This window comes from Patescibacteria group bacterium (assembly GCA_028710985.1).
Lineage (GTDB): Bacteria > Patescibacteriota > Patescibacteriia > JAHJFT01 > JAHJFT01 > JAQTTB01.
Map to the genome: position 1 here is coordinate 593,334 of JAQTTB010000001.1, position 19,609 is coordinate 612,942.

The window sequence follows — 19,609 nt, forward strand, 5'->3', positions numbered from 1 at the left end:
ATGAACAATAAAATAATAATAGCCAACTGGAAAACATATTTATCCGTTTTTGAATCCGAAGAAATCGTGAGAGAGGTTTTGAAATTCGTAAAAAAACAAAAAGACATGCCCGAGCTCGTTTTTTGCCCGACATTTACGGCAATTCCGTCGGTTGCGAAAATTATCGGCGGCTCTGGAAAAATGAAACTTGGTGCGCAGAACATGAACTGGCGCGACCGCGGACCCTTTACCGGCGAAGTCTCGCCAATCACGCTTAAGGAATTCGGCTGCGAGTTTGTTATTCTTGGTCATTCGGAACGGAGAGTACATTATCACGAGACCGATCTCGAAATCCATGAGCGCATCAAACTCGCTCTGGAATACGGTCTGATCCCGGTGGTCTGCGTCGGCGAAACTGCGGAGGAAAGGCGAGCCGGACGTCGCGACGAAGTGGTGCGTCGTCAGGTAACCGAATCGCTCGGCATCCTTGACCTCAAGGGCAGTGAGCGTATTATTATTGCGTATGAGCCGGTTTGGGCAATCGGTTCCGGCCAGGCCGTCGCCGCCGATGACGTCGAAAGTTCGCATATGTCAATCAGGCAGACCATTATTGATAATTATTCCGAATCGGAATTTAATCTGCATTTTCAAATTATTTACGGAGGCAGCGTCGATGCCGCAAATCTTGAAGGCTTTCTGGAAAAGGAAATCGTGAGCGGCGTGCTCGTCGGGTCAGCAAGTTCTCGGACAGAAAGCCTAATCAGTATCATCGATGGCTGTATAAATTATTAAGTATGATTTATTGGATTTGTTTAATTGTCTTAGTGATCGCGGTTGTCGTTATCGCGGTGATCATATTCCGTAAATTTTCGCATCTTGCAATTATCGACGTCGATACAATGATTCATGAAAAACAGGCAAAGATAAAGGAAGATATTATCTGGCGCCGGGTCGCGAGAAAAACCAAGGAGCGTAGCGAGCCAATTATTTCGGTCGCTTCGGAAATAAAAAGGGGAGTTGGTGTATTTTTGGAAAATATTTACAAGCGTGCCAAGGTTCTTGAAAAAAAGTATGCCATGGAACGCCGTGCCTCAAAGGCGTCGCGTCCGGTATCCGCACCCGCATCGCAGATTGGTGCCATCGTGAGCGAAGCGGAATCGTTATTTGATCAGGGGAAAATGGCCGAGGCTGAAGAAAAATACATTGAAGCCATCGGAATCGACGGCCGTAATCCCGAAGCGTATTGGGGGCTTGGAAAAGTCTATATTGAAACAAAACAGTTTGACGAAGCCAAGCAGTCTTTGGATTTTTTAATAAAACTCGGCAAGGCCGACGACCGCGTGTACGAGACTCTGGGGGACATCGCGTTTTCAGAGAACCGATATAAAGACGCTAAGGAATATTATCTTATCGCCATCGCGAGAAATGATTCAGTCGTAAAATATTACTTATCGCTTGCCAAAACCTATGCCGCTCTGGACGATCGCTCGAATGCGCAGTCCACGCTCTTTGAAGCCAGGGAGATAGAGCCGAAGAACCCGAAAACCCTTGACTTCCTGATAGAAAATAGTATAATATTAGGCAACAAAGAGCAGGCGCAGCGGATTTTTGAAGAATTTCGCGCCCTGAATCCGGAAAATCCCAAATTTTCAGAATGGGAAATGGCCATTGAAAAGATGAAGAAATAATTTGCCCAAGTAGCTCCTGCCTTCGTCCCGACTTCGTCGGGACTTCGGCAAGGCAAGCAGTTGGCACCCGCCCGCCACGCAAGCCGAGCTTGCGAGGCGTTGCGGGCGGGGAGCAACTCCACACATTTCATAAAAAAATAATTTTTTGCCCAAGTAGCTCAGTTGGCAGAGCAACTCCATGGTAAGGAGTAGGTCAGCAGTTCAAATCTGCTCTTGGGCTCCACTGCGGGTGGTTACCAAAGCAGTCAACTGGGGCAGACTGTAAATCTGCTGGCTCACGCCTTCGTAGGTGCGAATCCTACACCACCCACCACGCTGATGTAGCTCAGTGGTAAGAGCAACGGTTTTGCCTGCCCGCCATAGCCCAAGCCGATGTAGCTCAGTGGTAGAGCAACGGTTTTGTAAACCGTAGGTCGTGGGTTCAAATCCCACCGTCGGCTAAGGCGACGGCAGGCGGGTAAACCGTAGGTCGTGGGTTCAAATCCCACCGTCGGCTCCATAGATAATTATTTACGAATACCGTAAGCCTATGTCGCAAGAAAATTTGATTAAGTTAGAGTGTGCTGATTGCAAAAAAATCAACTACTACTCAAAAAAGAACAAGAAAAAACTGAAAGAAAGGCTGCAGATGAAAAAATTCTGTAAAACCTGCAAGAAGCACACCGGCCATAAAGAAACCAAATAATCTGGTTTCTTTAAGTATGGGGGCGTAATTCAGTGGCAGAATGTCGGTCTCACCCGTCGCTCGCGAGCGACGGGTGTCTCCAAAACCGAATGAGCAAACAAGATTTATCAAAAGAGTTTAAATTCATGGGGGCGTAATTCAGTGGCAGAATGTCGGTCTCCAAAACCGAATACGTGGGTTCGATTCCTACCGCCCCTGCCAAAAAATTCATCCCGATCGCGGGGTGAATTTTTTGATATAGCAAAGGTAGGAATCGAAGGGCGCGAGAACCCCGACGAAATGTCGGGGTGGTGCGCAGCGCCCCGGACCGCGAGTCGGAGCGAGCGGGATTCCTACCGCCCCTGCCAAAAAATCCTCTCGTAAGAAAGGTTTTTTTGTTTTAACAAAGAATCCCGACTTTCGTCGGGATTCTCTTAAGATCGAGCTATCCAATTAGTATTGTCTTGGAGGTCGATTTTTTCGCATTTCGCGATGGCAGTCTTTGCAGAGCAGCCGATCGAGACGGGCCGGATCCGGTTCAAAAGGCAGTTCTGTGATCTCGGCTCCGCATTTGGAGCAGACCCAGGTGCCCTTGAACATCTGGCGCGGTGCGAAATTGTTGTCGCTGTACATTTTCGTTGACCTTATGTTTTGCTCTTCTTAACCATCCAAGACATTAATATATGTAAATATATAATACGGATTATTAAGCTTACGCAAAACTTATGAATTATGAGCCTATTATAGCACAATAGTCCATATCTGTCAAGCCGCCGCGGGGCGCTCGCTGTTGATTCGCGCAATTGGCGTATCAAGTCTTTTCGGATATAATAATAACATATTTTTTATGTCAGCGATTTTCATACAACTAAGTTTGGTTTTGGCCGTGGCAGTGGCGGCTTCACTCATCATGAGGTTACTGCGTCAACCGCTCATCATCGGCTATATCATCACCGGCATCATCGTCGGGCCGATGGTCCTGGGTTTGGTGCGGCAGGGCGATTCGATTGAGGCGTTTGCCCACATCGGGGTCGCACTGCTTCTTTTTATTGTCGGCTTGGGGCTTCATCCTAAAATGATTCGCGATGTCGGGGGAGTGGCGGTGGTGACCGGACTCGGACAGATTATATTTACCACGGTCATCGGCTGGGTAATCGGTGTTTTGCTCGGCTATGCGTCGCTCACCGCGCTATATCTTGCGTTCGCTTTCACGATGAGCAGCACCATTATTATTTTGCGCCTCTTGCATGCCAAGGAAGACCAGGATACACTCTACGGCCGGATTGCCATCGGATTCCTTCTGGTGCAGGACTTTGTCGCCATGATTGTTTTTATGGTTCTTGCGAGCGCGCGTGGTGGCGGTCCACCCGAAATGCTGATTCTTTCCGTGTTTTTGAAAATCGTAGTTGTTGTTGCCGTGCTCTTGATGCTGGTCAAGTTCATCGTGCCGCTCATCGACCGTTTCTTGGCGCCGAGCAGCGAGTTATTATTTATTTTTGCGATCAGCGTTTGTTTTATTTTCGCCAGCCTATTTGAATATTTTGATTTTTCTCGCGAACTCGGCGCGCTCGTTGCCGGTTTGGCGCTTTCGTTTTCGCCCTGCCACCGCGAAATGGCGACGCGGCTCAAACCGCTCCGGGATTTTTTCCTGGTCGCATTTTTTATCGTGCTCGGCGCGGGTATGAGCCTTGTTGATATTGAAAAATCAATCCCCATGATCGTGTTTTTTTCGGCATTCATACTGATCGGCAATCCGCTTATTGTCTATCTCATAATGACGTGCATGGGTTATACCAAGAAAACCAGCTTTTTCGCCGGGCTCACGGTCGCGCAGATCAGTGAATTCTCGCTTATACTTCTCGGCATGGGCGTGTCTCTTGGCCACATTCCGGCAAGCATCGTCGGGCCGGCAACCGTGGTTGGCGTTCTCACGATCGGCATCTCTACTTACATGATAATGCACAATCACACCCTGTATCGCATTTTGGAAAGATTTCTTTCATTCCTTGCGCCGTGGCATAAACCGACGCGGGAAAAAGGCGCCGCATTCCGCCCTAAAAAGATTGACGTTCTTGTTCTCGGCAGCCATCGCCTGGGTGGCGGCATCGTGAATATGCTCAAAGAGCTGAAAGTAAATTTTCTAGTTATTGATCACGATCCGCTGGTTATTCACGCGTTGGAAAAACAAAAAGTTCCGGCCGTCTTCGGCTCGGCCGACGATATTTCGTTTTTGGATCATCTTCCGCTCAAAGAGACGCGCCTCATTATTTCAACCATACCTGACGTTGAGACAAATGAATTCTTGGTTCATTATGCCAAGACCGCCGCGCCAGCGGCCAATGTTGTCTGCGTGGCCAATCATGCGTCGCACGCCAAGAATTTATATGACGCCGGTGCCGCCTATGTGGTAATGCCGCCGTATCTTGGCCGAAAATATATTATTGATCTCGTGAAGCGAAATCGTTTGGATCCGTCAAAATATCGTGAAGAAAAAGCCTGCCACATTAAAGATTTAAGATACATTGGAAACGGTGCGAATTCGGACGGGGATTAGGGGCCGGGTAGATATTTTATATCTTCGGTTTTCTCCGGCGCGTTCACCGATTTTCTGAATCCGACGCGCTCGGGTGCGTTGTCCGCGGTGCCGTGCATGCGGCCGCGGTAAACCGAATATTCGCCGAATTTATCATTGATATCGTCAAGCGCCTCGGTGAGGCGTTTTTTCTTTATGGCATCATCCCAGAATTCCATCTGCCCGCTCCAGGGCCGGAGATCGGCCGCGGTTACCGCGAGCATGGTAACCTCGGAGCGCAGATTGTCGCGAAGCGCACGGAAAGAGATTTTCCAGATGTCCAGACTGTCATAAACCGGCTGGGGTGTGCGGATATATTTATAATCCCCGAATTTGTATTTATACGACCAGCCGATATATATTTTCCCGGCCGCGCGGCCGGACTCGCGCAGGCGTCGGCCGGTTTTCTCACAGAGCTTCATGAGGATATTGCCCAAATATTCAGGATCCCGCGTGGCAAACGGCAGGCAGTACGAGTGGCCGATTGATTTTGGCGCGCGCTGCGCGTCCGGATCCACAACTTCGATCTCTTCGCCGTGGATTTTTGCCCAAAGATAATAACCCGGCCGGCCCATCGACTGCATGAGGTTGGTTGGGGAGAAATTGTAGAGGTCGATCAGATTTAGGATGCCGAGCCGGTTAAGCCGTACCGCGATCCGGGTATTGATTCCCCAGACATCGGTGAGTTTCATGTCATTGTAGATGTTGGGAATGTCATCCGGCCGGATGATGCTCAGGCCGTCCGGTTTTTTAAATTCTGATGCCACTTTCGCGAGAAAGCGTGTAAATGAAATGCCGATTGAGCAGGAGAGCCAGCTGCCGATTTCTGAGTGGATGCGCCGCTTAATATCCCTGGCCATGCTTTCAACGGATGTATAGTCCGCGGCATGGCCGGTGAGATCCAAAAATGCCTCGTCAATGCTGTATGGTTCCACGATCGGCGTATAATCTTTGAAAATTGAAAAAATGCCCTGGGTGACGAAGCGGTATTTAATCGGGTCGCATTGCACAAGCTCGATTCTGGGTACGAGTTTTTTTGCGTCGCCGGCAATTGTGCCGGTCTTTACCCCAAATGCTTTCGCTTCGCGGCTCGCGGCAATAATGCAGCCGTTTTTTGAAACATACGCGCAAACGCCAACCGGCTTGCCGCGCAGATGCGGATTGGCCTGCTGTTCGACCGAGGCAAAATACGAATTCATGTCCGCGTGCATGACGATCCGCATGTTTCAATATAAAATTTATATTTATCCGTCGGTGTAGATTTCTACGAGCCGCCACTCCAGTGTTTCGGTGTCAAATTTTAATTTAAAATAATTCAGCGGGTCGGAGACTGAAAAATAAAAAATTTTCTTGCTGCCTTCGCGCACGCTGTGGATCAGATTCACCTGCTTAATATCGTATTTTTTGCCGTTCCATTTCATTAGCCACGGCATGGCGCGGTTATTCCGGAACGCGACCAGCACATCCACGGGTTCGTCAACGAGATCGTACATAAATCAGCTCTTCATTGAACAGGGCGAGCATTATGGCGCGGTAGGCTTTTTTAACTTTTCTCCGGTAGATTAATATTTTTTTCATATTTTTTATTTTGGCCGCATGTATGCGGCCATTACTTAAATCGCTTGGAACTTTCTCACTACCGCCTTCACCACGCCCTGTACAATCAAATCTTTTACATAGATAGGCTGCATTGCGGAATTCGCCGGCTGGAGGCGGATGCGGCCGGCTTCGCGGTAAAATCGTTTTAGCGTGGCATAGGCGTTGTCCAAAAGCGCGACCACCACATCGCCGTTTTTGGGCGATGGATTGCGCTCCACGATAACATAATCTCCGTCTAGGATGCCGTCCTCAATCATTGATCTGCCCTTGACGCGGAGAATGTACGAGTTGGCGCCGTCCACCACGATGTCCGCCGGTACGGCCATGGTCTCGCGCTCCTCGACCGCTTCAATCGGTTCGCCGGCCGTAATTAGCCCGGCAAGCGGCAGGGCAATGGCGCGGGAAAGATTTAGCATGCCGGCCGCGGGTTCAAGGCCGCGGATTTTTTCCGGTTTGATTTTCAAAAATCCTTTGTCGCGCAAATTCTGCAGATGTTCATGGACCGTGGCCGGCGAGGAGAGATTAAGCTCTTCGGCGATCTCGCGCACCGAAGGGGACAAGCCGTTATCCTTGATATAATTCAAAATAAAATCGAGAACCCCTTTTTGTTTCTTTGTAATATTTTGCAACTTTTTTGCCATATTGTTGAATCATGAATTAGGAATCATGAATCAGGAATAAAGTTGCTTGGCAAGCCCCTGATTCCTGATTCATAATTCTTTATTCTCTTGTTAAGACTAAAGATACTAAATTGAAATAATACGTCACTTATCCACAGCCTTGCTGGTATGCATATATTATATACCGAACAAAAACCGAACACAAGATGCTTGTCAAGCCCCGGACCATTCTATTGACAGGATATGGCCAAAAGTGTAAGCTCAAAAGTCATCAACGTACTTTGAATAGGAGGACGACGAAAATGGAAAACGGGGATAAGGCTATCGGTTCAAGCCAAGAGGATCCGGCCATTGATTTTAATTCTGCTTATCGCTGGTTCAAGGCTCTGATAATTGCCGGCGCCACCAAGCGCGACGCCGAAAAAATCATCAACGATCCGGATATGGCGAAGCGGCTAGTGGACTGGATGCGCAGCGGTCATCACTTGGCCGCCCCGCCAGCCGGCTATAAGCCGAGCCAGCCGCCGCCGGCATCCACCCGTCGCGTGGCGCTTGACATTGAGCGCATGTATGATATTGATGAGCTTTTCGACGCTCCGGGCATGCGTGTGGAGCCGGCACTGCAGGTTGAGCGCTGGCGCGAACTCAACGCCGACGCTCGTCTCAATCTCTGCATCGACGAAGAGCACTTCAGGAGAATCCCTGTGCCGCCGCAGCGCCACCAGGACGATGTGCCGGTTGGCATGTCAGAAATTGCTCTGTGCTACGGTTTCGGTTTCGATGATGGTGGCAACGCCGATCTGGTAGAAAGCCTGCGGCGCTCTTGGCACATTCTAAAGTATCGCTTGGACAGGGGTTTAAAAATTGGTGTTTCCACGCCCTTCAAGATGAACGTAGACTATTTCCATCTGCGCCCCAATGCGGCGCCGCGGCCGCCTGGCTTCTTCTGGGCGAAGATTCAGCTCGGCTGGCTCTATCAGGGACACTCTCTGGAGCTCGCGTTTCAGCGTATGTATCGCGGCGAAACCGCCATGGCACACGAGCCGCTCCAGATATTCAGCGTGACGCATCCCCAGCTCCTCGAGGAGTTTGACGGCGTGCGCATACCGTTTCTCATGCTCGGCGGATTCATGCTCGCGCCAAATGGCAACGGCGATTTCTCGAATCCCCGGATCGCCCCGCTTCTCAAGCGGCGACACGGTGATCTGGTATTGGAGGAGGGTCTGGAGATCCCGCATTCTCAGATCGGCCTCGCCACCATGCGCATGTAGCCTAGACGGGAAAAATTAGGTTCACCCGACCTGATTCTTCCCGTCATTTTTTTATTATGGTATACTATATATGTTATGGACTGGGGCAAAATCACAAGCTATGTCACAAATATTAACTGGGCTAATCCGACCTGGGATTTGTTCATTGTTCTGTTTTTCATTGTCGGCGCCCTGCTTTACGGCCTGTCGCTCGGCCGGGACCGCATCATCGTGATTCTGGTAAGTATTTACATGGCTCTTGCCGTGGTCACTAACGCGCCGTATATCAAGGGATTCAACGCCGAGTTCACCATCAATCAGGGCTTTGTCCTGCGCATCGGATTTTTTCTTGGGATTTTCGTGGTATTATTTTTCCTGCTTTCGCGGAGCGCGCTTTTGCGAACCCTGGGCTCAGATTCGGCCGGCGCCTGGTGGCAGGTGATTGTTTTCAGCTTTTTGCAGTGCGGGCTCATGATCTCTGTGACACTCGCGTTTTTGCCAACCGGCACAACTAGCAATCTTTCGCCCTTCATCCAGCAGGCATTTCTTTCTGATCCGGCGCGTTTTTGCTGGCTTGTTCTGCCCATTGTCATGATGGCCGTGGCGCGGGGCAAGAAAAAAGAGATATAGGCTATCCAATAATTATGGACGGCACGGAACGAAAAAACATTAAACCGGGAACCCCGGTTTTTATTGTTAAGAAAGACGACCAGCCCACCGGCAAGTTGACCCGCGGCATTGTCAAAGATATTCTGACGAGCGCGTCCGTGCACCCGCGCGGCATCAAGGTGCGGCTGGAATCCGGCGAAGTGGGGAGAGTGCAGATTGTATAAATAAAAATAGCTATGAAGAAAATCATCATTTTATTCAGCGCAATTTTACTTCTCGCCGGCGCCGGGTGCGGGAGCGGTGAGATTGTTTTGCCGACGCGCGAATCAAAAATACCGGCCGGCGCGGTCAAGATGGCGCCGGAAACCGATGTTGCTCCGCCGGAATTAAAATTAGATGATTATTTTCCGCCCGTGCCGGTTGCCGGACCGGTTAATACGGCCGGCGGCGAGGATTCGCCTTTTTACGATCCGGAAAGCGATTCATTGTATTTCTTTTTTACGCCCGACGTGAGCGTGCCGGTGGAAAAACAAATCATTGACAACGTCACCGGCATCTATGTTTCAAAAAACATTGACGGCGAGTGGCAGGCGGCCGAGCGCGTGCTTCTCAATGATCCCGGGCAAGCCGGTTCCGACGGCTGCGAGTTTGTTCTGGGAAACAAGATGTGGTTCTGCGCGGTGCGCCAAGGCTACGCCGGCATCCACTGGTTTACCGCGGAATTTAAAAATAACAGATGGCAGAATTGGCGGCTCGCGGATTTTAATCAGGATTATAAAGTCGGAGAACTGCACATCACCGCCGACGGCAAGGAGTTGTATTTTCATTCTGATCGCAATGGGGGAAGGGGCGGCTTGGATATTTGGGTTTCAAAAAATATTGACGGCGCGTGGCAGGAGCCCGAGAATGTCGCGGCCATAAATTCATCGCGCGATGAAGGCTGGCCCGCGCTCTCGCTCGACGGCAATGAGCTCTGGATTACCAAAGACTATGGAATCTGGCGGTCAAAAAAAATAAATGGCGAGTGGCAAGCCCCGGAACTTATCGTCTCATCCTTAGCGGGCGAAGCCACCATCGACGCGGACGGCAATGTTTATTTCGTGCATCATTATTATAAAGATGACAAAATGATTGAAGCGGATATTTATTTTCTTGAAAAAAAATGAACGGGACATCGCTGTCTCGTTCAGGCTAGCGCCGCGCTCCGGCCGTGAGTGAGGTTGATGACATTGAAGTAGCCTTCCTCGGCGGCGTACTGGATGGCCGCTCGGCGCAGGCGGATGATGGCTTTGGCCACATCCTCGGGTCCGCATTCGTCCTCCACTAGGAGAAGCGGCTGCTGCGGCGGGTGCAGTTCGAACGGCACCTGGTCAGAAAAAAGGCTTGCCCAGATGCGGCTCTGGTGCGTGTAGATGAGGATTGAGAGCTTCATGATTTACCTCCTTGTTAGTTGCTCTGCAATAAAATATTTTAGCACAAATTAAAAGAATTGTCAAGGCATAGCGAGTCTTTTTTGTAAAAAATCCCCCGTTCGTGGAGGGGATTTTTTAGTACCGATTCTATTGGTAGATGATAACCTCGCTTGCCGTGAATTCGGCCGCGTCTTTTATATTCGTTTCGGCCTTGACCGTAATGCGTCCGCCTTGCTCAATATCTTCAAACTCAGCCGGCGTATCATTGTATAAGGTTGGTGGCTCGGGGGGAGTTTGGTTCGCGGCGAGGGCGTTCATTTTTTTATTAAACGCCTCTTGTTCGGCGTCAAATTTTTCAGTGTCCTTTTCCGTGCGTATAATGAAGGTTGTCGCCGAGTCGGTTCGGACAATACGCGAAATGTTCTCGCGACTCGCGAGCGGATTGTCGGACAGCGGTTCGGCCGTAATGGTGAGCGCGCCGGCGCTGGCGTTTATATTCGTGATTGTGCCGGAGATCGCCATGATTTCCTCGGGTTCAGGCGCGAACAGGCCGGAAGCGTCAACCGCCTCTTTGGCCGCCTGCCAGGCCGTGGTATATCCCAGATTGAACGCGTCTTTGGCGGACTTTTGCCCCCAGAACAGGCCGGTGAGAAAAGCGGCGGCCAGAATAATTAGGGTACATATTGCAAAAAGCAGTAATTTCGTGCCAGCTAAGATTTTTTGTTCCATATTGATTTTAATCATGAATTAAGTACTATATTCCTGATTCCTGATTCATATTATACCGCCTTCTTGCCCATTTGGTAAGCGGTTCCTTCTATGATATAATAAAATAAATTTATTAAACATCATTTATGAATAAAAATTCCGTATTTTTTAGGAAATTTTTAGTTTTCGTGTTCGCGCTTGCCACGGTCATGTGTGGCATTTTCATCGCCGACCGCATGATTCTGGCTTGGACCGGACCGACCGGCGTGCCGCCCGCGAATAACACCCCGGGCGTTATCTGGAATTTGCCGGTCACGAGTTCAGCCCAAACCGCGGAATTTAATATTTCCGGTTCGGGCAAATTGAGCGGGGACATTTATCTCACAAACAATAAAGCCATCCGCGCCGACGCAGCCGGCATTACCACAATCTGGTTTGGCAACTGGGGAGCCGGGGCGACAGGTTTTAAGCTCGGCGTAACTGATGACATCGAGGCGCTCGGCACAATCACGGCCACGGAATATTGTCTCAATGGTTTTTGCATTACGGCTTGGCCAGCGCCCGGCGGCAGCGGCGACATCACCGCAGTCACGGCCGGCACCGGTCTCTCGGGTGGTGGTGCCTCGGGCGACGTCACTTTGAATGCCGATACAACCTATCTCCAGCGCCGGGTTTCCGGCGTCTGCGCTGACGGTTCATCTATCCGCGTTATCAATGCCGACGGCACGGTTACTTGCGAAACCGATGATTCGGGCGTGGGCGGCGGGGGAGACATTACCGGCGTCACGGCCGGCGCCGGACTTTCGGGCGGCGGCCTTACGGGCGATGTGGCCCTTTCGATTGATTATGGACAAACTCAGAAAAGAGTAAATAATCCATGTCCGGACGGACAGGCGATAAATTACATTGGCAGCGATGGTTCAGTTTTCTGCGTGGCAGTTGGTGTCGGAACGGGCGATCTGACGGATGTTTTAGCTGGCGGCGGCATCAATGTGACAAATTCGGGCGGCCCTCAACCGAGCGTGGCCATTAATCCTACCTACACTCAACGAAGAGTTTCATCGTCTTGTGCGGCCGGCACATCCATCAGGGTGATAAATGAAGACGGCACGGTTTCGTGCCAGCCGGATACAAATGCCGGTGGCGACATCACCGGCGTTACGGCCGGTACCGGACTTACGGGCGGCGGAGTTTCGGGCGACGTTGCATTAAGCGTGGATACGGCTTATCTCCAGAGAAGAGTATCCGGCACCTGCGCGGCGGGAAATTCAATCCGTACCGTGAATGTCGACGGAACTGTGGCTTGTGAAACCGACGATGTCGGCACTGGCGATCTGACCGATCTGATTGCCGACCTTGGCATAAACATTGTTTCTCCCGAAGGGCCAATTCCGCGCATTTCCGTGAATACCTCCGTGATTCAAAAACAAGTTGGCGGCAGTTGCGTCGCTGGCCAGTCAATCCGGCAGATCAACACCGACGGCACAGTTCTCTGCGAAGTTGACGATAATGCCGGTGGCGATATTACCGGTGTTACGGCCGGCACCAATCTCTCCGGCGGCGGCGTGAGCGGCGATGTCACCATTAATGTAATCGATTCGCCGACCTTTGCCGGTGCGCTTGGCGTAAACGGCCAGGCGATGAGCGCCACAGTCGGCATTCAGTCGCAGGGCACCGCAGCCGGTGGATATTTCGTTGATTCTAATAATACCGGCACCTACGCCTATCTCGGTTTTGGTACGTATGGCGTACAGGCCGTCGGTACCAGTATCGGCGTTTATGGAACTGGCGCGACGTATGGCGGTTATTTTTATGATTCCACATCCTTGATGAGTGCTCGCCTTGCTTATGAAAGTTATGGTCTCTATACTTCTGGCAATGTATATATCGGGGGGGCTTGTACCGGCGGCGGCACCTGCGACGAGGATGTTGCCGAATACATTGATTCATATTCCGGGGTTGAAGCCGGGGACGTGGTAGAAATTAGTTCTGACGGACGGGCAAGGAAATCAACCCAGGCATACAGCACCAAAGTCATTGGCGTTATCTCCACCAATCCGGCGATTATTTTTCCGGGCGGCAACGAAGGTGATGATAAACAAGCCAATCGCGAGCCGCTCGCACTCTCGGGAATCGTGCCAGTTAAAGTTTCAACCGAAAACGGCGTGATTCAGGCCGGCGATCTTCTCACGAGTTCAAACACTCCGGGCCATGCCATGCGCTGCACGGACAAAGTTCAATGCGGCGGAGCAATCATCGGCAAGGCCCTTGAATCATTTTCTGGAAAGGCCGGGACTATTAAGATGATCGTAACTCTTCAATAAATAATAGAATATCAGTTAATCGGTGAATCAGTGGATCGGGACGAAAAACCCGATTCACCGATTCACCGATTCACCGTTTATGCTCCAGCTTTACAACACCTTAACTCGCAAAAAGGACGAATTTGTTCCCATCAAAAACAAAGCAGTGGGGTTGTACACCTGCGGTCCGACTGTTTATGATTTTGCGCACCTCGGCAATCTGCGCACTTATATTTTTGAGGATATCCTGAAACGCGTTTTGAAATTCAACGGCTTCCGCGTCAGGCATGTGATGAATGTTACCGATGTCGGTCATCTGGTTTCCGATGCCGATGAGGGCGAAGACAAAATGATGAAAGCGCTGAATCGCGAAAAGCTCGAGCCGTCGGTCGCTTCGCTCAAAAAACTCGCGGACAAGTATTTTGAAATATTTAAAAAAGATATTTCCGAGCTTAATATTCTTGAACCCGATGTCTGGTGCAAAGCCACCGGCCACATTAAAGAACAGATCAATCTCATTGAAACCCTGGTGCAAAAAGGTTTTGCCTATGAAACCGCGGACGGCATATATTTTAACACGTCAAAATTAAAAGATTACGGTAAGCTCTCGGGCCAGGCTCGCGAAGAGCTTGAACCCGGAGCGCGGGTCGCGCTGAATCCGGAAAAAAGAAACCCGACTGATTTCGCGCTCTGGATGAAGGCCGTCGGCAAGCACGCGAGCCATCTCATGCGCTGGCCAAGCCTCTGGGGGGACGGATTCCCGGGTTGGCATATTGAATGCTCGGCCATGAGCCGCAAATACCTGGGACAGCCGTTTGATATCCATTGCGGCGGCATTGACCATGTGTCCATTCACCACACCAATGAAATCGCCCAGAGCGAGGCGGCTTACGGAACACCGCTCGCTAATTTTTGGCTGCACGGTGAGTTTCTGACCGTGGCCGAAGGCAAGATGGCAAAATCCAGCGGTACGTTTATTACTCTCGAAGAAGTTGTGAAAAAGAAAATTTGCCCGCTCGCGTATCGTTATCTCTGCCTCACGGCCCAATACCGTTCAAAGCTCAATTTTACCTGGGAGTCGCTAAAAGCCGCGGAAAGCGCTCTCGTCGCTCTCTCGGCTGAGTCCCAGTACTGGAAAAAACCGACTAAGCCCAATGCCGAGTGGATGGAAAAATTTACTCAGGCAATAAACGACGATCTGGACATGCCGCGGGCAATCGCCCTGCTTTGGTACGTAGTTAAAACGCGCGACGACGGGAGTAAAGCCGCTACGGTTCTGGAGTTTGATAAAATTTTTGGCCTGGGCCTCAAGGGTTGCGTTGCCAAGCCGCCGAAGATTCCGGCAAGCGTAAAAAAATTGGTTCGCGAGCGCGAAAGAGCGCGTGAGTCGCGGGAGTTCGCGCAAGCTGATAGCCTTCGCGGGGAAATTGAAAAAGCCGGCTTTACGGTTGAAGACACGGCCGACGGCGCGGTTATCAGAATAAAAATTGCGTAAGTTTGCGAAAAATAGTATAATTTGGCTGTATTATGGCTGAAGAAAAATCCATCAATTCGCCGGAAACCGGCGCTCCGGAGCGGGAAATCGTGACCATGCCTGAAGCGGTTGAAAAACAGCTTGAAGCGGAAATTGAATTTGTCCCGGTAGAGAAAACTCCCGAATCCGCCGAAGCGCCCCGTCCGGCTGCTCCCCCGACTGCGGTCGGAGCCCCGGCCGCACTCAAGGATCCGACCACCGCGGCAGTTGAAAAAATTTTGGAGCAGGACCTCGGCGATCTCTACGTCAAGCTCGACCCCGAAACGAAGAAGATACTGCGCGCACGCGGAGACATTCTGACCGAAAAGCTTAAAGCCGCGGTGAGCGGCGCGCGCGTCAAGGCGCGCAAGATTCTTTCCTGGATCCGGGAGTGGCTCCGGCTCATCCCGGGAATAAATAAGTATTTTTTGGAGCAAGAGGCAAAAATAAAAACCGATAAAATTCTGGAGCTCGCGGAAGAGCAAAACAAAAAGCAAATATAAAATAAAATATGCAGGTAGAAATCGGAGATGTACAACTTGCTGGTTTATTTTCGGAGCCATGGATGATTTTTATTTATTATGTATTGGGGATAATCGCGATTATGGTTATCCTTATTTTTATTGTGCGCGCCATTCTTCAGCGCAAGGCGCATTTAAAGGGTGGTGCTTTTGAAAAAATAATTTTGCACATCACGGTTCCGAAGATTTCCACGGAAGAAAAAAATGCAACGGCCGACACTTTGCAAAAAATCCAGGAAGAAATCGGCGTGGCCGAAACATTTTTTACATCCATCGGCGGTATGAAGGAACAGAAGGGTTTTCGGGCCTGGCTTATGGGCCGGGAGGATGAAATCGCCTTTGAAATGGTGGCCGAGGGCGGATTAATCCATTTTTATGTGGCCGTGCCGAGCTATCTCAGGGTTTATTTTGAAGAACAGCTCCATGCCCAATATCACAACGCCCAGATTGAAGAAACCGAAGACTACAATATTTTTTCTCCGCGCGGCGTGATTCTGGGGAGTTATCTTGTTTTCACGCGGCCTCATTATTTTCCAATAAAAACCTATCGCAAATCCGAAACCGAACCCCTGAACGCTTTAACTAACGCGCTTTCGCGCATTGACGAAAACGACGGCGCGGCGATTCAGTTTATCGTGCGTTCGGCGGCGCCCAAATGGCGCAGGCGCGGAGTATATATCGCGACCCAGATGCAGCAGGGAAAAAAACTCTCTCAGGTTGAAAAAAAGAAAGGACTGGTGAAGGGTTTGGCCAAGTCATTCAGCTCGGCCATTGCTACCCCACCCAAAACTCCGGGAGGCGCGGCTAAGACGTCGCCTGAACCGTACCACTTGTCTCCGCTCGAGGAAGAAATGATAAAGGGCCTCGAGGAAAAGGCTTCAAAGGCCGGCATGGATGTGAATATCCGTGTAATTGTTTCGGCCGCTGACGCGCCTCGCGCCCAAATGTACCTTAGCAACATTTTGAATGCTTTTTCGCAATACAGCATCTATCAGTTTGGCAATGCTTTTAAAAAGTATATTCCTCCTACGCGCAAGAGGTTGATTCGTGATTTTATCTACCGCGGCTTCAATGAGCGGGCGCGCATTGTTCTGAATACCGAAGAAATGGCCAGTGTTTTCCATCTGCCCGGTCCGTGGATTGAAACACCAAATATCAATTGGATGGAGGCGCGCAAGGCCCCGCCGCCGGTTAATCTGCCCAAAGAGGGTATCACACTCGGCACGGCCGAATATCGCGGTACGAGCCAGGAAGTAAAATTCAAAAAGAATGATCGCATGCGCCATTTTTACGTCATCGGTAAATCCGGCACTGGTAAAACTACGATTCTTAAGAACATGGTTTATCAGGATATCAAAAACGGGGAGGGCGTCTGCGTGATTGATCCGAACGGCGATTTCGCTGAGGACGCGCTCGGCTATGTGCCCAAAGAGCGGGTTGACGACGTTATTTATTTTGACCCGTCGGACATGGCCCGGCCGATCGGTTTGAACATGCTTGAATCCAAAACCGAGTCTCTCAAGGATTTTGCCATTCAGGAAATGATCGCGATTTTTTATAAATTGTTCACCGCCGAAATGATCGGCCCGATGTTCGAGCACAACATGCGCAATGTCATGCTCACCCTCATGTGCGATAATGAAAATCCCGGCACCATCGTTGAAATTCCGCGCATGTTTACGGACCAGGAATTTGCCAACACCTGGATCGCCAAGCTCAAGGATCCGGTGGTGCGCGCTTTTTGGGAAAAAGAAATGGCCAAAACTTCGGATTTCCACAAATCCGAAATGCTCGGCTACCTCATCTCCAAAGTCGGCCGATTTATTGAGAACGAGATGATGCGCAATATCATCGGCCAGCCGAAAAGCGGCTTCAATTTCCGCGAGGTCATGGACCAGGGTAAGATTCTTATTATCAATCTTTCCAAGGGCAAGGTCGGCGACGTGAACGCCAACCTACTCGGCCTCATCATTGTTTCCAAATTGCAGATGGCCGCGTTTCAGCGCGCCGATGTGCCCGAAGAGCAGAGAAAGCCTTTTTATTTATACATTGACGAGTTTCAGAATTTTATCACCGACTCCATCGCTATTATCCTTTCCGAGGCCAGAAAGTATAGCCTGTCTCTTAATGTTGCCCATCAATATATGGGTCAGCTCATCGGTGACAAGGGCGACACCAAGATCCGCGACGCCATCATGGGCAATGCCGGCACCATCGCTTGCTACCGTATCGGCCCGGAGGACGCGGAAATCATGGAAAAAGAATTCGCGCCGGTTTTTTCGGCACACGATCTCATTAACGTTGAAAAGTTTACCTGTTATCTTAAGCTTTTGATTGACGGCGCCGCGGCCAAGCCATTCAACCTCAGCGTCAGCAAGCCGCCCGAGCCCAACCGCGAACTTGCCCAGAAAATAAAAGAATTATCGCGCCTCAAATACGGCCGCGACCGCGCCGTTGTTGAAGCCGAAATCATGGAGCGCTCACAGCTCGGCGGCTCGGTCCGCGCCGCCGGAACGCCTTTAAGCGAGTCTTCTACGTAAAAATATGAACGATAACGATAGTGAAAATCAAAATCAGCCCGCCGCACAAAAGCAGGAAATTATTCTGAGGATACTGAAGCAGGTGCGCGAGAGCGTTGACGCCCTGATTAGCGTCGTTGAAGCCGGCAGCGAGGCGCCGCTCGCCGATCTGGAACGGTTCGCGTCGCAGGCCGTGCTTCCGACCGAGGCGAGCGAGACCGCCGAGGGCGGCCGCGTGATTGAGGGCGTGTTCAACGGCGAACAGATGGTCGGCTCCGACGGCCGCGAATATATGGTGCCGGCAAACTATGCTTCAAAATCAAAGCTCGTGGAAGGCGATATCTTAAAGCTCACGGTCACCGGCCAGGGAAATTTCATTTACAAGCAGATCGGGCCGATCGAACGCCAGCGCGTTGTCGGCGCCCTGGTGTATGAAAAAGAAAAAGACGAATATTTCGTGACCAGCGACCGCAAGACCTGGCGCGTGCTTCCGGCGAGTGTCACTTACTTTAAGGGCCAGGCCGGAGACGAAGCCGTGATCCTCGTGCCCAAAGACGCGCCTAGCTCCTGGGCGGCTGTAGAGAATATCATCCGGAAATAAGTTTTGCAAAACAACGGTTGACAATTCCGTTGTTTTTGTTATGCTTTTGCTTAGTTCATTGACAAGGAGGAAAAACCATGAGCGCCCAACGTGACATGCAGGGCGCCACTGGCGTCATGCAAATTTCCACACATTCCGGCGGCAGGTTCACTGTTCAGAAAAACCGTCTTCTCACGCGCAAAGAAGTAGACGGTCTGAGCCGGCTCAAGAACATTAGAAACCGGCGAGGCAAAAGGACGCGCCGGAGCCAGGCCGCGTTTGACGAGCTCGTTCTAAGGAACACCCGTCTTGTTACCAGCACAGCATTGCGGTATCCGGTTCGCGGCGTTGAGCTTGGAGATTGCTTTCAGGAAGGGATAATCGGCCTGATCGTCGGCGTGGAAAAGTACGATCATCGGCGAAAATGCACCTTAAGCACTTACGCCACATGGTGGATCCGTCATAGCATTCTGCGTTTTCTCTGGGATCAGCGCGGCGATATTCACGTGGGCTGCAACATGGATCAGACCCTCATGAGAATCGCCCGCGCCAGGCACAAATACCACGTTCTGCACGGCCATTATCCGACCCGCGAAGAGGCCGCCCGGCTGATTGGGCTTAGCCCGCTTCAGTGTCGCAAGTTGGTGCGTAATTCGTACCTGACCAAGCAGATTATTAACGGAAACGAACCGTCCGGTGACAACACGATTCATGAATCCGAACTCGCGAGTGATGAACCGGCGGATACGACCGCCGAACACGACCGCCGCAACCTCCGCCGCTTGCTCGGGGAGGTGCTCGTCGAAGCCGAGGCGCAATGCGCCAAAGCCGATGCGAAAACGCAAGCCAGAAAAATGCGCAATCTCTCAATCGTGTGTGATCTGGCGGTGGGTCAAGAGTCAGGACGAGCTGTCGGCCGCCGCTATGGAATTTCCCGCCAGTGCGTGCAGCAAATATGCAAACGCGAATTTCGGCTCCTGCGCGACCTTCTCAAAGCGCGTAACGTTACTGTGGATGATATCCCCACGGCCTGACGATCCCGCCTCCTCGGGGTCGTCGTTTTTTTTGCAAG

Annotated in this window: 19 protein-coding genes and 4 tRNA genes; 18 read left to right on the forward strand and 5 right to left on the reverse strand. The window is 50.9% G+C overall.

The window, feature by feature from the left end; genetic code table 11:
- The 8 genes from tpiA to PHW53_02900 all read left to right on the forward strand — a co-directional run bounded on the left by tpiA (position 1) and on the right by PHW53_02900 (position 4,885).
- Positions 1-771, forward strand: coding sequence for a triose-phosphate isomerase (tpiA, locus tag PHW53_02865; protein MDD4995379.1), 771 nt, complete (start codon positions 1-3; stop codon positions 769-771).
- 2 nt (positions 772-773) lie between these two features.
- The gene (locus PHW53_02870; GenBank protein ID MDD4995380.1) at positions 774-1,667 is read left to right on the forward strand and encodes a tetratricopeptide repeat protein; all 894 of its coding nucleotides are present in this window, start codon (positions 774-776) and stop codon (positions 1,665-1,667) included.
- 147 nt (positions 1,668-1,814) lie between these two features.
- Positions 1,815-1,890 (forward strand) — tRNA-Thr (locus PHW53_02875).
- 4 nt (positions 1,891-1,894) lie between these two features.
- A tRNA-Tyr gene (locus PHW53_02880) sits at positions 1,895-1,980 on the forward strand.
- 55 nt (positions 1,981-2,035) lie between these two features.
- Positions 2,036-2,107, forward strand: a tRNA-Thr gene (locus tag PHW53_02885).
- An 89-nt stretch (positions 2,108-2,196) separates the two neighbouring features.
- Positions 2,197-2,352, forward strand: a complete 156-nt coding sequence (gene rpmG, locus PHW53_02890; GenBank protein MDD4995381.1) for a 50S ribosomal protein L33 — start codon at positions 2,197-2,199, stop codon at positions 2,350-2,352.
- Positions 2,353-2,479: 127 nt separating this feature from the next.
- Positions 2,480-2,553, forward strand: a tRNA-Trp gene (locus PHW53_02895).
- A gap of 625 nt (positions 2,554-3,178) precedes the next feature.
- Positions 3,179-4,885, forward strand: a complete 1,707-nt coding sequence (locus PHW53_02900; protein ID MDD4995382.1) for a cation:proton antiporter — start codon at positions 3,179-3,181, stop codon at positions 4,883-4,885.
- Here PHW53_02900 and PHW53_02905 read toward each other — a convergent pair.
- The 3 genes from PHW53_02905 to lexA form a co-directional block, all read right to left on the reverse strand.
- Entirely contained in the window at positions 4,882-6,126 is a 1,245-nt protein-coding gene (locus PHW53_02905) for a DNA polymerase IV (GenBank protein MDD4995383.1), read from the reverse strand. The genes PHW53_02900 and PHW53_02905 overlap by 4 nt on opposite strands.
- Before the next feature lie 21 nt (positions 6,127-6,147).
- Complete coding sequence (locus PHW53_02910) at positions 6,148-6,396, reverse strand: hypothetical protein (protein MDD4995384.1); 249 nt, start codon at positions 6,394-6,396, stop codon at positions 6,148-6,150.
- Positions 6,397-6,516: 120 nt separating this feature from the next.
- Positions 6,517-7,143, reverse strand: coding sequence for a transcriptional repressor LexA (gene lexA / locus PHW53_02915; protein ID MDD4995385.1), 627 nt, complete (start codon positions 7,141-7,143; stop codon positions 6,517-6,519).
- A gap of 260 nt (positions 7,144-7,403) precedes the next feature.
- On the opposite strand from lexA, the gene PHW53_02920 reads away from it, so the two are divergent.
- From PHW53_02920 to PHW53_02935, 4 genes are all read left to right on the forward strand, one after another.
- Entirely contained in the window at positions 7,404-8,393 is a 990-nt protein-coding gene (locus PHW53_02920; protein ID MDD4995386.1) for a hypothetical protein, read from the forward strand.
- 75 nt (positions 8,394-8,468) lie between these two features.
- Positions 8,469-9,002, forward strand: a complete 534-nt coding sequence (locus PHW53_02925) for a hypothetical protein (GenBank protein MDD4995387.1) — start codon at positions 8,469-8,471, stop codon at positions 9,000-9,002.
- Positions 9,003-9,016: 14 nt separating this feature from the next.
- Positions 9,017-9,205 (forward strand): YwbE family protein, encoded by a 189-nt coding sequence (locus PHW53_02930; protein MDD4995388.1) that lies wholly within the window; start codon positions 9,017-9,019, stop codon positions 9,203-9,205.
- Positions 9,206-9,217: 12 nt separating this feature from the next.
- Positions 9,218-10,147, forward strand: coding sequence for a hypothetical protein (locus PHW53_02935; protein ID MDD4995389.1), 930 nt, complete (start codon positions 9,218-9,220; stop codon positions 10,145-10,147).
- 20 nt (positions 10,148-10,167) lie between these two features.
- On the opposite strand, the gene PHW53_02940 is transcribed toward PHW53_02935, so the two are convergent.
- Together PHW53_02940 and PHW53_02945 are read right to left on the reverse strand one after the other, a co-directional pair.
- Complete coding sequence (locus PHW53_02940; protein ID MDD4995390.1) at positions 10,168-10,413, reverse strand: hypothetical protein; 246 nt, start codon at positions 10,411-10,413, stop codon at positions 10,168-10,170.
- A gap of 127 nt (positions 10,414-10,540) precedes the next feature.
- Positions 10,541-11,122: a hypothetical protein gene (locus PHW53_02945; GenBank protein MDD4995391.1), complete on the reverse strand. Its 582-nt coding sequence runs from the start codon at positions 11,120-11,122 to the stop codon at positions 10,541-10,543.
- Between the two features lie 125 nt (positions 11,123-11,247).
- On the opposite strand from PHW53_02945, the gene PHW53_02950 reads away from it, so the two are divergent.
- The 6 genes from PHW53_02950 (at position 11,248) to PHW53_02975 (ending at position 19,571) form a co-directional block, all read left to right on the forward strand.
- Positions 11,248-13,425 carry a hypothetical protein gene (locus PHW53_02950; protein MDD4995392.1) on the forward strand — a complete coding sequence of 726 codons (2,178 nt, stop codon included), beginning with the start codon at positions 11,248-11,250 and terminating at the stop codon, positions 13,423-13,425.
- A 79-nt stretch (positions 13,426-13,504) separates the two neighbouring features.
- The gene (gene cysS, locus PHW53_02955; protein ID MDD4995393.1) at positions 13,505-14,899 is read left to right on the forward strand and encodes a cysteine--tRNA ligase; all 1,395 of its coding nucleotides are present in this window, start codon (positions 13,505-13,507) and stop codon (positions 14,897-14,899) included.
- Positions 14,900-14,931: 32 nt separating this feature from the next.
- The gene (locus PHW53_02960) at positions 14,932-15,420 is read left to right on the forward strand and encodes a hypothetical protein (GenBank protein ID MDD4995394.1); all 489 of its coding nucleotides are present in this window, start codon (positions 14,932-14,934) and stop codon (positions 15,418-15,420) included.
- 8 nt (positions 15,421-15,428) lie between these two features.
- The gene (locus PHW53_02965) at positions 15,429-17,978 is read left to right on the forward strand and encodes a type IV secretion system DNA-binding domain-containing protein (GenBank protein ID MDD4995395.1); all 2,550 of its coding nucleotides are present in this window, start codon (positions 15,429-15,431) and stop codon (positions 17,976-17,978) included.
- A 4-nt stretch (positions 17,979-17,982) separates the two neighbouring features.
- On the forward strand, positions 17,983-18,558 hold the full coding sequence (locus PHW53_02970) for a hypothetical protein (GenBank protein ID MDD4995396.1): 576 nt from the start codon (positions 17,983-17,985) through the stop codon (positions 18,556-18,558).
- 77 nt (positions 18,559-18,635) lie between these two features.
- Positions 18,636-19,571 carry a sigma-70 family RNA polymerase sigma factor gene (locus PHW53_02975; GenBank protein MDD4995397.1) on the forward strand — a complete coding sequence of 312 codons (936 nt, stop codon included), beginning with the start codon at positions 18,636-18,638 and terminating at the stop codon, positions 19,569-19,571.
- Positions 19,572-19,609 lie beyond the last annotated feature (38 nt).